General features: G+C 73.8%; 13 protein-coding genes, 1 tRNA gene and 2 pseudogenes. 12 read left to right on the forward strand and 4 right to left on the reverse strand.

Annotated features, from left to right (window positions below; all coding sequences use genetic code 11):
• Nucleotides 1-70: 70 nt before the first annotated feature.
• From LN037_RS30475 to LN037_RS30505, 7 genes are read left to right on the forward strand one after another with little or no spacing between them, the layout of a single operon-like run.
• Nucleotides 71-481 (forward strand): hypothetical protein, encoded by a 411-nt coding sequence (locus LN037_RS30475; protein WP_230760580.1) that lies wholly within the window; start codon nt 71-73, stop codon nt 479-481.
• Nucleotides 478-837, forward strand: coding sequence for a WhiB family transcriptional regulator (locus LN037_RS30480; RefSeq protein ID WP_230760583.1), 360 nt, complete (start codon nt 478-480; stop codon nt 835-837). Before LN037_RS30475 ends, LN037_RS30480 begins: the two co-directional genes overlap by 4 nt.
• Nucleotides 834-2,072 (forward strand): hypothetical protein, encoded by a 1,239-nt coding sequence (locus LN037_RS30485; RefSeq protein WP_230760585.1) that lies wholly within the window; start codon nt 834-836, stop codon nt 2,070-2,072. Before LN037_RS30480 ends, LN037_RS30485 begins: the two co-directional genes overlap by 4 nt.
• Complete coding sequence (locus LN037_RS30490; RefSeq protein ID WP_230760587.1) at nt 2,069-2,296, forward strand: hypothetical protein; 228 nt, start codon at nt 2,069-2,071, stop codon at nt 2,294-2,296. The genes LN037_RS30485 and LN037_RS30490 overlap by 4 nt, the downstream gene beginning before the upstream one ends.
• Nucleotides 2,293-2,640 carry a hypothetical protein gene (locus LN037_RS30495; protein WP_230760589.1) on the forward strand — a complete coding sequence of 116 codons (348 nt, stop codon included), beginning with the start codon at nt 2,293-2,295 and terminating at the stop codon, nt 2,638-2,640. Before LN037_RS30490 ends, LN037_RS30495 begins: the two co-directional genes overlap by 4 nt.
• Before the next feature lie 3 nt (nt 2,641-2,643).
• Nucleotides 2,644-2,826, forward strand: coding sequence for a helix-turn-helix domain-containing protein (locus LN037_RS30500; RefSeq protein WP_230760591.1), 183 nt, complete (start codon nt 2,644-2,646; stop codon nt 2,824-2,826).
• Complete coding sequence (locus LN037_RS30505; protein WP_230760593.1) at nt 2,826-4,052, forward strand: tyrosine-type recombinase/integrase; 1,227 nt, start codon at nt 2,826-2,828, stop codon at nt 4,050-4,052. Before LN037_RS30500 ends, LN037_RS30505 begins: the two co-directional genes overlap by 1 nt.
• Before the next feature lie 63 nt (nt 4,053-4,115).
• Here LN037_RS30505 and LN037_RS30510 read toward each other — a convergent pair.
• Nucleotides 4,116-4,191, reverse strand: a tRNA-Thr gene (locus LN037_RS30510).
• Between the two features lie 215 nt (nt 4,192-4,406).
• Here LN037_RS30510 and LN037_RS30515 point away from each other — a divergent pair.
• Nucleotides 4,407-5,846, forward strand: a complete 1,440-nt coding sequence (locus tag LN037_RS30515; protein WP_230760595.1) for a threonine/serine exporter family protein — start codon at nt 4,407-4,409, stop codon at nt 5,844-5,846.
• Nucleotides 5,847-5,919: 73 nt separating this feature from the next.
• Here the strand turns inward: LN037_RS30515 and LN037_RS30520 are convergent, their stop codons facing one another.
• Together LN037_RS30520 and LN037_RS30525 are read right to left on the reverse strand one after the other, a co-directional pair.
• The gene (locus LN037_RS30520) at nt 5,920-6,645 is read right to left on the reverse strand and encodes a carbon-nitrogen hydrolase family protein (RefSeq protein WP_230760597.1); all 726 of its coding nucleotides are present in this window, start codon (nt 6,643-6,645) and stop codon (nt 5,920-5,922) included.
• Nucleotides 6,646-6,728: 83 nt separating this feature from the next.
• A complete protein-coding gene (locus tag LN037_RS30525; RefSeq protein ID WP_230760599.1) occupies nt 6,729-7,820 on the reverse strand; it encodes a LacI family DNA-binding transcriptional regulator in 1,092 nt (363 codons plus the stop codon).
• Between the two features lie 178 nt (nt 7,821-7,998).
• Between LN037_RS30525 and LN037_RS30530 the strand changes: the two genes are divergently transcribed.
• From LN037_RS30530 to LN037_RS30540, 3 genes are read left to right on the forward strand one after another with little or no spacing between them, the layout of a single operon-like run.
• Entirely contained in the window at nt 7,999-8,943 is a 945-nt protein-coding gene (locus LN037_RS30530) for a metal ABC transporter solute-binding protein, Zn/Mn family (protein WP_230760601.1), read from the forward strand.
• Between the two features lie 46 nt (nt 8,944-8,989).
• The gene (locus LN037_RS30535) at nt 8,990-9,799 is read left to right on the forward strand and encodes a metal ABC transporter ATP-binding protein (RefSeq protein WP_230760603.1); all 810 of its coding nucleotides are present in this window, start codon (nt 8,990-8,992) and stop codon (nt 9,797-9,799) included.
• On the forward strand, nt 9,796-10,707 hold the full coding sequence (locus LN037_RS30540) for a metal ABC transporter permease (RefSeq protein ID WP_230760605.1): 912 nt from the start codon (nt 9,796-9,798) through the stop codon (nt 10,705-10,707). The genes LN037_RS30535 and LN037_RS30540 overlap by 4 nt, the downstream gene beginning before the upstream one ends.
• Here the strand turns inward: LN037_RS30540 and LN037_RS30545 are convergent.
• Nucleotides 10,677-11,510 (reverse strand): annotated as a pseudogene (locus LN037_RS30545) (ATP-binding protein); the annotation flags it as partial. The gene LN037_RS30540 and the pseudogene LN037_RS30545 overlap by 31 nt on opposite strands.
• A gap of 76 nt (nt 11,511-11,586) precedes the next feature.
• Between LN037_RS30545 and LN037_RS30550 the strand changes: the two are divergent.
• A pseudogene (locus tag LN037_RS30550) lies at nt 11,587-12,383 on the forward strand (adenylate/guanylate cyclase domain-containing protein); the annotation flags it as partial.

Here is a 12,383-nt window from a genome sequence, read left to right on the forward strand (position 1 = left end):
GAACTCCTCTAGACGACTAAGTCAGGCCTGCTAAGGTCGACTTGTCTAGAGGAGCTACTGAGGAGAGTCCGTGATCCAGAACTTCGCCATCGACCAGGCCGCGACCTTCGAGTCGCTGCTGTTCCTGTCCTGCGAGCCCAAGACCGCGTTCGGGGACTCGTTCCGGCAGGAGACCACCAAGGACGGCCTGCCCAAGTGGGAGGCCCAGCTCGTCGCCCGCTTCCGCCAGTTCGGCCGGGCCACCAACGAAATCATCAAGGTCGGCCTCGTGTCCGAGCGCGCGCCCGGCGCCGACCTCGCCCCCGCCACCCCGGTCGAGCTCGTCGGCTTCGAGATCGGCGTGATGGACAAGAAGGACCGCAACGGCAACGTCACCGGCGCCCAGGTCTGGTATCGCTGCTCCGAGGTCCGCTCGACCGCCTCCACCGCGCCGCGCTCCCGCGCCGCCCAGCACGGCACTTCCGAGGCGGCGGCGTCATGACCTGGCAGCGGGACGCGGCGTGCCGCGACGCCGACCCGGAGCTGTTCTTTCCACCCTCAGATGACGACACGTCGGTGATCGTGGCCCGCCACCGCATCGCCGTCGCCCCGATCTGCTCGGCCTGCCCCGTGGCGACCGAGTGCCTGCGGTGGGCGTTGGACTCCGGGCAGGACCACGGGCTGTGGGCCGCGACCACGCCCACCGACCGGCGCATGATCCGCCGGGCCCGCATGGCCGGCGTCCCGGACCCGGTCGCCGACCACGAGCCGATGTGTTCCGCGTGCTCGCTGCTGTTCCCGATGCCGGTCGTGGATGGCGACATCTGCTCTAGGTGTCTAGGTAAGGAGGCGGTATGACGTCGACGGTCCACACGCCTGCGCTGCGGGAGCCGGTGCGTTGGTACACCGGCGGCCCTGGCGGAGCGCGGCGTCTGATCAACCGCCTCCGGGCTCGGGCCGCCGAACAACAGCGTCTCGCCGCGCTCGCGATGCTCGAGGCGGACATGCGGGGCCTGTGGCGCGAAGCGTGCGCCGGAGTCGGGCTGTGCCAGCTCATCGACAACGCCGCCGGGATGACGGTCCGCACGCCCCGCTTCGGCGGGCTGCGGGTCGGGCCGGCGGGAACGTCGTTCACCGTCGAGCTGATGCCCGGCGGCGAACCCGCCGATATCGAGGCGCACGCGCTGCGCCTGGCGCACTCTCTCGGCTTCGCCGGACTCCGCGTCAACCCGATCGGCGGACGGTGGGTCCGGGTCGTGCTCTTCGAGGTCGACCCTCTCGCGTCCACCTTCACGCTCCCCCACGACGTGGTGGGTCGGGCCGACGCGCCGATCCTGCTCGGCCGCCGCGAGGACAGCGCCCTCGTCGAGCACGCCCTGGCCTCCCCGGGACACATCGCGGTGCAGGGACAGAACGGGTCAGGGAAGTCGCAGCTCTCCTACGGGCTGCTCGCGCAGCTCGCCGCCGCCGGAGACGTCGTCATCGCGGGCTCGGACATCACTGGCCTGCTGCTCGGCCGAGCTTGGGACGGCACCGCGCACCGCGAACTACAGGTCACCGGCTCGAAGGACCTCGCTGCGCACGCTGTGCACCTCGACCGTCTCGTCGGGTGGATGGACGACCGCCTCGACACCATGCCGCCCCGCGTCGACAACATCGCCCCGACGGTCCAGACGCCGCTGGTGCTCGTGGTCCTGGAGGAGTTCCCCGGGCTGCTGCGCGCCGCTCAGGCCAAGGACAAGAAGCTCGCGGAACGCATCACCTCGGCGGCACTGAGGCTGCTCTCCGAGGGCCGCAAGGCCGCGTTCCGGGTGCTGATGCTCGCGCAGCGGTTCGAGGCCAACGCCGTCGGTGGCGGCTACGCCCGCGACCAGTTCGCCGTCCGCCTCTCCTTCCGCGTCCCCGCCGAGTCCCTGGCGATGCTGCACGGCGACGACGCCCGCCGCCTCGGCCCGGAGCACGCCAACACCGCGCCCGGCATCGCGTACCTGTCGGCCCCCGGCCAGGACTGTGTCCGTCTCCGCGCGCCCTACCTCGGCGGCTACGGCGCCTTCTGCGACCGCATCGCCCGCGACGGCCGGAGAGCGGCATGAGCCCGCTCGCCCTGGTCCTCATCGCCGGACTCGTCACCGCCCTGCTCGCCAAGAGCCACAAGGCTGGCCCCGCCGTCCTCGCGGGCGTCGTCACCGTCTGCCTGCTCTTCGCAGCCATCCCCGCCCTCGGCCCCGCCGTCACCAGCAGCACCGCCGAGTTCGCCCGCCAGCTCGGCGACGCCTCCGAACGCGCCGCCACCGTCCCGCAGGAGGCCAAGCAATGAGCATCGCCGCGCACGTCGACCAGGCCGCCGAACAGCTCCGCGCCGCCAACCACGCCACCCACCACGGCCCCCTCGACGGACCCTCCGCCGCCCTCGTCGTCGGGAACCTCCGAGAGCTCGTCGCCCGGCTCCCCCAGCTCCTCGACCACCTCCGCCGCTCCGCCCGACGCGCGGACTTCGCCGCCCACTACGACGACCGCCCCGGCGTCCCGGTCGTCCGCACGTTCGGGTTCGCGATGGACCACCTCGACGACTCCCGCCAGCTCGCCGACGCGCTGCACGACCAACTCACCGCCGCCCACAACGACCTCGGCCACATCGGCCGTCACCTCGTGGAGGACTGACCCATGGACGCGCTGTTGTTCACCGCCGAGGAAGCCGCGGAGTTGCTCAAGATCAGCCGGTGCAAGGTCTACGACCTGCTCCGCAACCAGGACCTGCGGTCGGTCAAGATCGGCGGTTCCCGCCGCATCCCGCGCTCGGCGCTGGAGGAGTACGTCGCTCGACTCCTCGACTCCGAGGTGGCCTGATGGCCGGCGAGAAGCGAACCCGGCGCGCGAACGGCGAGGGCTCGATCTACCAGCGGTCCAGCGACGGCAAGTGGGTCGGGAGCGCCTACGTCTACACCTCGTCCGGCCAGATCAAGCGACGCCCGGTGTACGGGTCGAGCTTCGACGAGGTGCGGGCCAAGCTCGACGAACTCAAGGTCAACTCGGCCAACGGCGTGCCCGTCCCCGACCGCACGTACAGCGTCGCGCAGTGGTTCCAGCGGTGGTTGGTCGCCGTCCGCGAGGAGCGTCGCCCGACGACCTACGTCGGCTATGAGAACGCCGTCCGGCTCTACATCGCGCCGGGCCTGGGCAAGAAGGCGCTCCGCCGACTCACTGCAGCCGACGTGCGCGCCTTCATGGCCGGGGTGCGCGAGCGGTGCCTCTGCTGCGCGCGGGGCTACGACCTCCGCCGCCCGGAGGAGGACCGCCGGTGCTGCGCGGTCGGCGCCTGCTGCCATCGCCGCCCCTCTCAGCGGCAGGTCCAGTACGTGCATGCCGTGCTCCGCAACGGCCTCGCGGCCGCCGAGCGCGAGGAGCTGGTCACCCGCAACGTCGCCAAGCTCGTCAAGGTCTCGGTGCCGCGCTACAAGGTCGGCAAGGGCCTCACCGTCGACCAGGCGCACAAGCTCCTCGACGCGGCCAAGGACCGGCGCCTCTACGCGCTCTACGTCGTCGCCGCGACGCTCGGCCTGCGCCACGGCGAGCTGCTCGGCCTGCGCTGGCATGACATCGACGAGGAGCGGGCCGCCGTCACCATCGCCCAGACCGTGCAGCGCGCGGACGGTCGGCTCTACATCGCCGAGGCCAAGACGGAGGCGTCCGAGGCGACGATCCCGCTGCCGAAGGTGACCCGGCGAGTCCTCGAGGAGCACCGCCGTCATCAGGACGAGGAACGCACCAAGGCTGGCGACGTCTGGCAGGAGCACGACCTCGTGTTCGCCTCGACCATCGGCACGCCCACCGAGCCCCGCAACCTCGGCCGCGACTTCGAGAAGGTCCGCGAGCTGGCCGGCCTTCCCGGGGTCCGGCTCCACGACCTCCGGCACACGGTCGTCAGCCTGCTCCTGGGCCTCGGGACGCCGCCGCACGTCGTCCAGGCGATCGCCCGGCACGCCCACATCGACGTGACCATGTCGATCTACGCGCACACCAACCTCGACGCCATGCGCCAGGCGCTCGACGCGATCGAGTGGAGGGAGCTGTGAACGCCATCGCTACACGCGCTGCTACATCGGCACCGACCCGCCGTCGGGAAGGGGCTTCTGAGCTGGAGCCGGCGCGGGGAATCGAACCCCGGACCTTTCGCTTACAAGGCGAGTGCTCTGCCGATTGAGCTACGCCGGCACTGGGGCACCATCGTAGGCGAGGCCCGGCTCACACCGCCGGTCGCCCGGTCAGACGACAACGGGGCCCCCGCGCCCGCGTCCCACGAGGTGCCAGCGATGAGGATCCCCGGACTCGGGCCGCGTGACCATCACGCGCCCGACCCGGACCAGCAGGAAGTGGAGAGTCAGCCCGTGGGGGTGGCAGAGCGCGCACGTGGGTCGATCCGACGCCACGTGCCGATCCCGACCGCCGAGGACCTGCGACGCCGTGCCGCGCTCGACGCGCCGACGGTGCGGGAGAACCTGCTCCCGGCCGTCACCGGCCCGCAGGTCGCCGACGACACCCTGGTGCTGCGCGTGCTCGACCTCGCGCTGCGCATCGGGGAGGTCCAGCTCGCGACCGGTGCCGGCGCGGCCGCCGCGCACGACACGATGCTCGCCATCGCGTCGGCGTACGGCCTCCCGACCTGCGACGTCGACATCGCCTTCTCGACGATCACGATGTGCTGCCACCGCGGCGTCGAGGCCGGGCCGGTCACGACGATGCGCAACGTCCGCTACCGCACGCAGGACTACACGCGCCTGGCCACGGTCGACGCCCTGATCAAGGACATCGTCGACACCGACAACCCGGTCTCCTCGTCCGAGGCGCTCACCCGGCTCTCGGCCGCCGTCGCCGCGAACCACCCCTACCCGCGCTGGGTCGCAGGCCTGTCGCGGTCGGTGTTCGCGAGCGCCGTCGCCGTGCTGATCGGCGGCGGGTTCGGCGTCGCGCTGGCCGCGTTCGTGCTCACCGGCGTGGTCTGGGGGCTCGCCCGGGTCCTCGGTCGCAACGGCGTGCCGATGTTCTTCCAGCAGGTCCTCGGCGGCGCCCTCGTCACGACGACGGCCCTGGTCCTGGCCTCGAGCGGCATCCTGCTCGACTCCCCCGCCCTCGTCGTCGCGACCGGCCTGATCGTGCTGCTCTCCGGACTGTCGCTGGTCGGGCTCGTCCAGGACGCCATCACCGGCTTCCCGCTCACCGCGGCGGGCAGAGCCGTGGAGGTCGTGCTCGCGTCGGCCGGGTTGCTGGTCGGCGTCGTCGTGTCCATCAAGGTCATCGGCGAGATCGGGGGCGATGCCGTGTTCTCCCTCGCGCAGGCCCTCCCGAACCTGACTCCGCAACCCGACCTGCCCTCCCTCGTCGCCGCCGCGGCCGCGGGTGTCTTCTTCGCCCTGTCCGCCTACGCGCCGCCGCTGTCGCTGCCGGTGGCCGGCGCGGCGGGGGCGCTGGCATGGGCGCTGTACGCGTACGGATTCGGGACCGTCGGGCTCGGCCAGGTCATCGCCAGCGCCGCCGCGGCGGCCGCCCTCGGCCTCATCGCCATGCTCATGCCCGCCCGGGCGCAGATGCCGCCGCTCGTGCTCGTGATCGCCGGCATCACGCCGCTGCTGCCCGGTCTGCTGCTCTACCGCGGCTTCTCGCAGATCGCGACGGTCGGCGACCCCGGCAACGTCCAGCTCAGCAACGGCAGCCTCACCAGCGGCGCCGTCACGATCCTGCTCGCTCTCACCGTGAGCCTCGGCATCGCCGCCGGCGTCTCCTTCGGCGAGCAGATCGGCTGGCCGGTCTCGCGCCTCTGGCGTCGGCCGACCACCGCGGCCCCGCGTCGGCAGCGCCCGCGGATCTTCTAGGCCGTTCCGGACGGCCGGTGCGGGTGCGCCCGCCGTCGTCGGTCGCGCGTCCGTTCCCGACGGCGGGTGCAGGTCACCCGCCGTCGGGACGCGGCTCCCGGACGAGCGTGGCGCGGGCGAGGTCATCGGGATCGGCGCCGATCCGCGTGATCGCGAGCCCGTCGGGCGACCAGACGCCGGACCCGCCGCAGGTCCGCGGGTAGTCGGGGCCGACCGCGCCGGCGGCGCTCGCGAGCACGACGTAGGCCCGGCACGCGCGGGCGAGCACGGTGGCGCGCGCCTCCTGCTCGGGCAGTTCGTCCGGACGGTGGACCACCCCGGCGACGTAGGCGTCGACGCCGAGCGCCGCGGTCCCCGCGGGGTGCCGGGCGGACCGGGTGTCCCTGCTGAGGGCGAGGCCGAGCCGCCAGCCGTCGACGGTCAGCACGGTCGGGCCGTCCCCCGCGGCGAAGTGCGGCTCCTCGGCCGCGCCCAGCCACGTCTTGCGGTAGGCGACCGTGACGTTCTCCCCGTCGACCCGGAGCGTGGCGATCGAACGGCGGCCCGCCTCGGCGACCGGGGCGCCGACCAGCGCGACCGTCTCCGTCCCGGCGCAGGCGACACGGAGCGGGTCGAGCGCCGGGTCGTCGGGGTCGACGTCGTCCGCGTCGAGGACGTACCCGGTCAGCGACAGCTCCGGGAAGACGACGAGCCGGGACTCGGCCGCGCGGACGGCCCGTGCGTGGGCGACGGCGTTGGCGGCGACGTCGCGGGGCCGACAGGTCGGCTGGGCGGCCGCGACGGTCAACGGACGACGCATCGTCGGCTCCTCACCGGTCCTCCACGATGTGGATTCCCTGGCTTCCAGTGCACGCAGTGACGCATTGCCGGCACCGGCAGGTGCTACGACGCGGGCGGACCCGACGTCGCGCGGACCATGAGCTCGGTCGGCAGGAGCAGGGTGCGCGAGCGCTGGCGGTCACCCCGGTCGAGCAGGAGCTCCCCGGCGGCGCGGCCCTTGTCGAGCGAGGGCTGGCGGACGGTCGTCAGCCCGGCCCGTTCCGCGGCGGGGACGCCGTCGAAGCCGGTGACGGTGAGCTCGCCCGGGACGTCGCGGCCCGCGGCCCGCGCGGCGCGCAGGGCACCGAGCGCGAGGATGTCCGAGGTGCACACCACGGCGGTGACCTCGGGATGCTTCTCGGTCAGCTGCTCGAAGGCGTGGGCGCCCGCGGCCTCGGTGTGGTCGAAGCGTTCGACGACGGGCACGGTCGACCAGTCCACGCCGGCGGCGGTGAAGCCGTCGCGCAGGCCCGCGAGGCGGCGGCGCTGCACCTCGTAGCGGGCGGAGTCCTGGCGCCCGACGGAGGCGAACCCGTCGTTGCGGTCCAGCGAGAGGCGCATGCACAGCACGCCGATCCGGCGGTGCCCCAACCCGGCGAGGTGCTCGGCGAGCTCGACCATGGCGGCCTGGTCGTCGATGCCGACACGGTCGACGTCGGGGACGTCGGTCGGCTGGTCGCACACCACCACGGGCACGGGACGTTCGAGGACGGCGGCGAAGTGCTCGTCGTCGTCGGGCATCGAGTAGACGACGAAGCCGTCGACCCCGGCCCGCGCGACCGCGCCCACGTCCTCGGCCTCCGGGCTCACCGGCACCAGCAGCAGGCCGGAGCCGTTGTCCTCGCATGCCAGCGCGAGGCCCTCGAGGAACTGGATGGCCACCGGGTCGCGGAAGGCGTAGGACAGCGCCTCGGTGAGCAGCAGCCCGACGGCGCCCGCCTTGCGGGTGCGCAGGGAGCGCGCCACCGGGTCCGGGCCGGGATAGCCGAGCCGGCGCGCGGTGTCGAGCACCCGGCGTCGCAACGCCGGGGAGAGCTGGTCCGGGCGGTTGTAGGCGTTGGAGACCGTCGTCCGGGACACGCCGAGCTCGGCGGCCAGCGAGGCCAGCGTCGCCGTGCGCCGCGTGGACCTCCGCCCCTCGAGTGCCTCTGCCACCTGCGCAACGTAGCGACTGTTTCGATCTAGGGCCACCGCTCGCGTCCGGTTGGCCGCACCTTCGTGTCACCGATGCCACGCCGATCGCACTCGTCAGCGAAAACGGCAACGGTTATCGTTTGCCTCCTCGCCCCGGTCGGGCGACCGCAACCGTTTGCGCCCCCGAGGAGCCGCCACCATGACCGTCGTCCGCCGAGCCGTCCTCGCCGCCGGGGGTGCCGTCACCGCCCTCGCGCTGGTCGCGGGCTGCGGAGGCTCCCCGAGCCCCGCGGCCCCGGCGCCGTCCGCCGCCCCGTCGTCGGCCGCCCCGGGCGGGACCCTCACCGTGGTCGCCACGACCAACGTGTGGGGCGCCGTCGCGAAGGCCGTCGCCGGCCCGGACGCCGACGTGAAGGCGATCATCAGTGACCCGGCGGGCGACCCGCACTCCTACGAGAGCACCCCGGCCGACGCCGCCGCGATCACCGGCGCCGACGTCGTCGTCGCGAACGGCGGGGGCTACGACGAGTTCGCGGAGAAGATCGCCGACGCCGACCCCGCGGCGAAGGCCAAGATGATCACCGCCTTCGACCTGCGCCCCGACCAGGCCGACGAGAACGAGCACGTCTGGTTCGACCCGACCACCGTCAAGGCCGTCGCCGACCAGATCGCCCAGCGCCTGTCCCAGGCCGAGCCGGGTCAGGCCGCCGGGCTGGCCCAGCGCAAGCAGGAGTTCGACGCCCAGGTCGACCGGATCGCCCAGCAGACCGCCGCCATCGGCGCCGCCCGGCCGGGCACCAGGGTCATCTCGACGGAGCCCATCGCGCACTACCTGCTGAAGACCGCCGGGGTCGCCGACGTGACGCCGCAGGACTTCGTCGAGGCGATCGAGAACGAGACCGACCCGTCGGCGGCGTCCCTGGTCGAGGTGCGCAACGCCCTGACCGCCCGCCAGGCGAACGCGCTGGTGTTCAATCCGCAGACGGAGACCCCTGTGGTGGCGGGCCTGCGCGACACCGCGAACGGCGCGGGCGTGCCGGTCGTCGAGGTCACCGAGACGCTGCCCGCCGGCGTCACCGACTACCTGCCGTGGGTGGACGCGACGCGTTCCGCCCTCGCCCGGGCCGTCGGCGCCCCCGTGTAGGGGACACGCACGACGGGGCCCGCAGGGACGAGCGGAGGATGTAGGGATGGAACCGGCCGTCGAGCTGTCCGGCGCCGAGCTGCGCCGGGGTCCGCGCACCCTGTGGTCCGGCCAGGACCTGCAGGTCCGGCCGGGCGAGTTCGTCGCCGTGCTCGGGCCCAACGGGTCGGGCAAGACGACGCTGCTGCAGGTCCTGCTCGGGCTGCTCGACCTCTCGGCGGGCTCCGTCGCGATCCACGGGTCGCCGCCCCGGCGCGGGAACCCGACCGTCGGCTACATCCCCCAGCAGCGGTCCCTCGACCCGCTGACCCCGCTGCGCGGGCGCGACCTCGTCGGCCTGGGCCTCGACGGGCACCGGTGGGGCCCGGGGTTCGGCGGCCGGACCCGCCGTCGGGAACGGGTGCAGGAGGCCCTCGCCCAGGTGGACGCGCTCGAGTACTCCGACGCGCCCGTCGGCTCGCTCTCCGGCGGGGAGCAGCAGCGGCTGCGCGTGGCGCAGGCGCTGGTGGGCGACCCGTCGCTGCTGCTGGCCGACGAGCCGCTGCTCTCGCTCGACCTGGCCCGCCAGCGGATGGTGGTCGACCTCGTCGACCGGCGCCGCCGCGAGCACGACACGGCCGTCGTGTTCGTGACCCACGAGCTCAACCCCGTGCTGCCCGTCGTCGACCGGATCCTCTACCTCGTCGAGGGGAAGTTCCGGATCGGGACGCCCGACGAGGTGATGACCTCCGAGAACCTCTCCGAGCTCTACCGCACGGAGGTGGAGGTCGTGCGGGTGCGTGGCCGCATCGTCGTGGTCGGCGCGGAGGAGTCGCCGCTGCACTGCGAGGAGCCGGTCGAAGTGGGCGCCCGGTGAGCACGCTGGAGCTCCTGCAGCTCGACTTCGTCCGGGACGCCCTCATCGCCGGCGGGGTGCTGGCGCTGCTCGCGGGCCTGCTCGGACCGTTGATCGTCGGCCGCGGCATGGCGTTCGCGGTGCACGGCACCTCGGAGCTGTCGTTCGCCGGCGGGGCCGGGGCGTTGCTGCTGTTCGGGGCGGGCGCCGTCGGGTGGGGGGCCCTGGTCGGCGCCGTCCTGGTGGCGCTGGTGTTCGGCGCGCTGGGCCTCGCCGCCCACGAGCGCGACTCCGTGATCGGCGTGCTGCTGTCGTTCGGGCTCGGCCTGGGCGTCCTGTTCCAGTCGCTCTACACGGGGCGCTCCGCGAACAAGTTCGGCCTGCTGGTGGGCCAGATCGTCGGGATCGACACCGGCGACCTGATCTCGCTGGCCGTCACGGGCCTCGTCGTGGTCGGGGTCCTGGCCCTGACCTACCGGCCGCTGCTGTTCGCCTCGCTCGACCCGACGATGGCCGCCGCGCGCGGCGTGCCGGTCCGCGCCCTCTCCATCGCGTTCGCGGTGCTGCTCGGTGCGACGACGGCCCTGGGCGTCCAGATCGTCGGCGCGCTGCTGGTGCTCTCGCTGCTGATCACGCCCGCGGCGGCCGCGGCGCGCGTGACCGCCTCGCCGCTGCTGGCGACCGTGCTGGCGATCCTGTTCGCCGAGGTCGCGGTGCTCGGCGGGATCGTGCTCTCCCTCGCGCCCGGGCTGCCGATCAGCCCGTTCGTCGCCGGGATCGCCTTCCTGCTCTACCTGATCTGCCGCGTGGCGGGCTCGGTGCGCACGAGGCGCCGCGCCAGCCGCACCGTGGTGCCCTCCGGACCCGACGCCACGTCGACCTCGTCGCAGAGCGCCCTGGCCAACCAGAGCCCGCGCCCGCGGTCCTGATCGACCGGCGGAGGCACCACGCCGGGGAACGGGTCGGCGATCCGGCCCGTGTCGGCGACCTGGCAGACCACCTCGTCGCCGACGGTCCACGTCCACGCCGTGCCCGACCCGCCGCCGTGCTCGACGGCGTTGGTGGCCACCTCGCTGCACGAGTAGACGAGGTCCTCCGCGGCGTCGTCGTCCAGGCCGGAGCCGCCGACGAGGGCCGCGAGCTCGCGGCGCAGCGACCCGAGGCCCTGTTCGTCGAACCGCCAGCTCCGCGCGTGCCCGGGCGCGGGCGGGACCGCGGGGGCGGCGAGCGCGCGCACGACGTCGGGTGGGGTCCGGTAGCCGGGGTTGCGGTGCGGCTCGGCCATCGACCCGACCTCGGCGTGGCACTGCGTGTAGGCCGGGGCGCCGGTGCGGTAGGCGCACCACAGGGTGGCGGGCAGAGCGCTGAGCGCGGCGTCGACGGCCGCCTCGAGCCGCAGCCAGTAGGCGTCCGAGCGGCCCAGGCCCGGCTGGTGCTGGGTGACCAGCAGGCTCGCTGCGCCCGCCCGGGCGGCATGGGCCGCGAAGGTGGCGATCCTCGCCGCGATCTGGAAGGCGTCGGTACGCGCCGGACGGGTCACGTCGAGGAACCGGACGGCGTCGGCGGCGTCCCCCAGGGCCGCGCCCAGGGTGTCCATCGTGGCGTCCTCGAGGGCCACGGTGACGACGCGGCCGTCGTCGAGCGCCGCGGCGACCGCCGGGGCCAGGGCCGCGCCCAGCGCCGCGGAGTCGGTGTAGGCGATCCCGCGGTGCACGAGGGCGGGCACCGGCATGTCCGCATGGTAGCGATCACCCGTCCGGGAGCCCGTTCGGCGGAGCCCTGTCGGACGTCCTCGCTAGGGTCCGCGCATGACGCAGGGTCGGGCGGACCGAGGACTGAGCGCGTTCACGCGGCTCGCGCTGATCCTCGTGGTGGTGCTGCCCAACATCATCGGGGCCGGCGTGGTCCTCGTGCTCGCCGCCTGGGTGCTGCCCACCGAGGCGCTCTCGGAGGACCCGGACGCGCTCGTCCGCAACCTGATCGTCTTCGGGCCCTACCTGTTCGTCGCCGTGCTCGTCGGGGCCTGGTGGGGCCACCGGCGGATGCGGGTGCCCGCGCTCCCGGCCGACGCCGACGACGAGGCCCGCGAGCGGCACTTCCTGCGGCTGCGTCGCGTGGTGCTGCGGGGCCCGCTGCGCCTCGCGCTCGTGCAGTCGGTGCTGTGGATCGTCGCGGCCGTGCTGTTCGTGCTCCTCAACGTCTTCGCCTCCGGGCGCATCGGGTTCCAGGTCGGGGCCACGGTGGTGCTGGGCGGCATCGCGACGGTGTCGATCACCTACCGCCTGGTGGAGGTCGTGCTGCGCGGCGCCGCCCGCCAGGTCCTCACCGCGCGGCCGCCGTCGGGCACGGTGCTGCCGGGCGTGCTGATGCGGACCCTGGGCGGGTGGCTCTTCGGCACCGCCACGCCGCTGCTGGGCGTCCTGCTCGCCGGCGTCGCCGCGCTGACCATCGGCGGCTACACGCTCGAGCGGCTCGCCATCGTCGTGGTGGTGCTGGGTGGGGTGGCGTTGGTGCTGGGCGGGGCGGTGATCACCCTGACCGCCCTGTCCACCGCCGCCCCGGTGCTCGCGGTGCGCCGGGCGCTGAAGAAGGTCGAACGCGGCGA

The sequence above is a fragment of the Actinomycetospora soli genome, from assembly GCF_021026295.1.
Lineage (GTDB): Bacteria > Actinomycetota > Actinomycetes > Mycobacteriales > Pseudonocardiaceae > Actinomycetospora > Actinomycetospora soli.

Coding starts and splice junctions, on each gene's coding strand:
- LN037_RS30495 (WP_230760589.1), top strand. CDS start 2,293: ATGAGCATCGCCGCGCACGTCGACCAGGCCGCCGAACAGCTCCGCGCC.
- LN037_RS30485 (WP_230760585.1), top strand. CDS start 834: ATGACGTCGACGGTCCACACGCCTGCGCTGCGGGAGCCGGTGCGTTGG.
- LN037_RS30530 (WP_230760601.1), top strand. CDS start 7,999: ATGACCGTCGTCCGCCGAGCCGTCCTCGCCGCCGGGGGTGCCGTCACC.
- LN037_RS30535 (WP_230760603.1), top strand. CDS start 8,990: ATGGAACCGGCCGTCGAGCTGTCCGGCGCCGAGCTGCGCCGGGGTCCG.
- LN037_RS30520 (WP_230760597.1), bottom strand. CDS start 6,645: ATGCGTCGTCCGTTGACCGTCGCGGCCGCCCAGCCGACCTGTCGGCCC.
- LN037_RS30500 (WP_230760591.1), top strand. CDS start 2,644: ATGGACGCGCTGTTGTTCACCGCCGAGGAAGCCGCGGAGTTGCTCAAG.
- LN037_RS30505 (WP_230760593.1), top strand. CDS start 2,826: ATGGCCGGCGAGAAGCGAACCCGGCGCGCGAACGGCGAGGGCTCGATC.
- LN037_RS30490 (WP_230760587.1), top strand. CDS start 2,069: ATGAGCCCGCTCGCCCTGGTCCTCATCGCCGGACTCGTCACCGCCCTG.
- LN037_RS30480 (WP_230760583.1), top strand. CDS start 478: ATGACCTGGCAGCGGGACGCGGCGTGCCGCGACGCCGACCCGGAGCTG.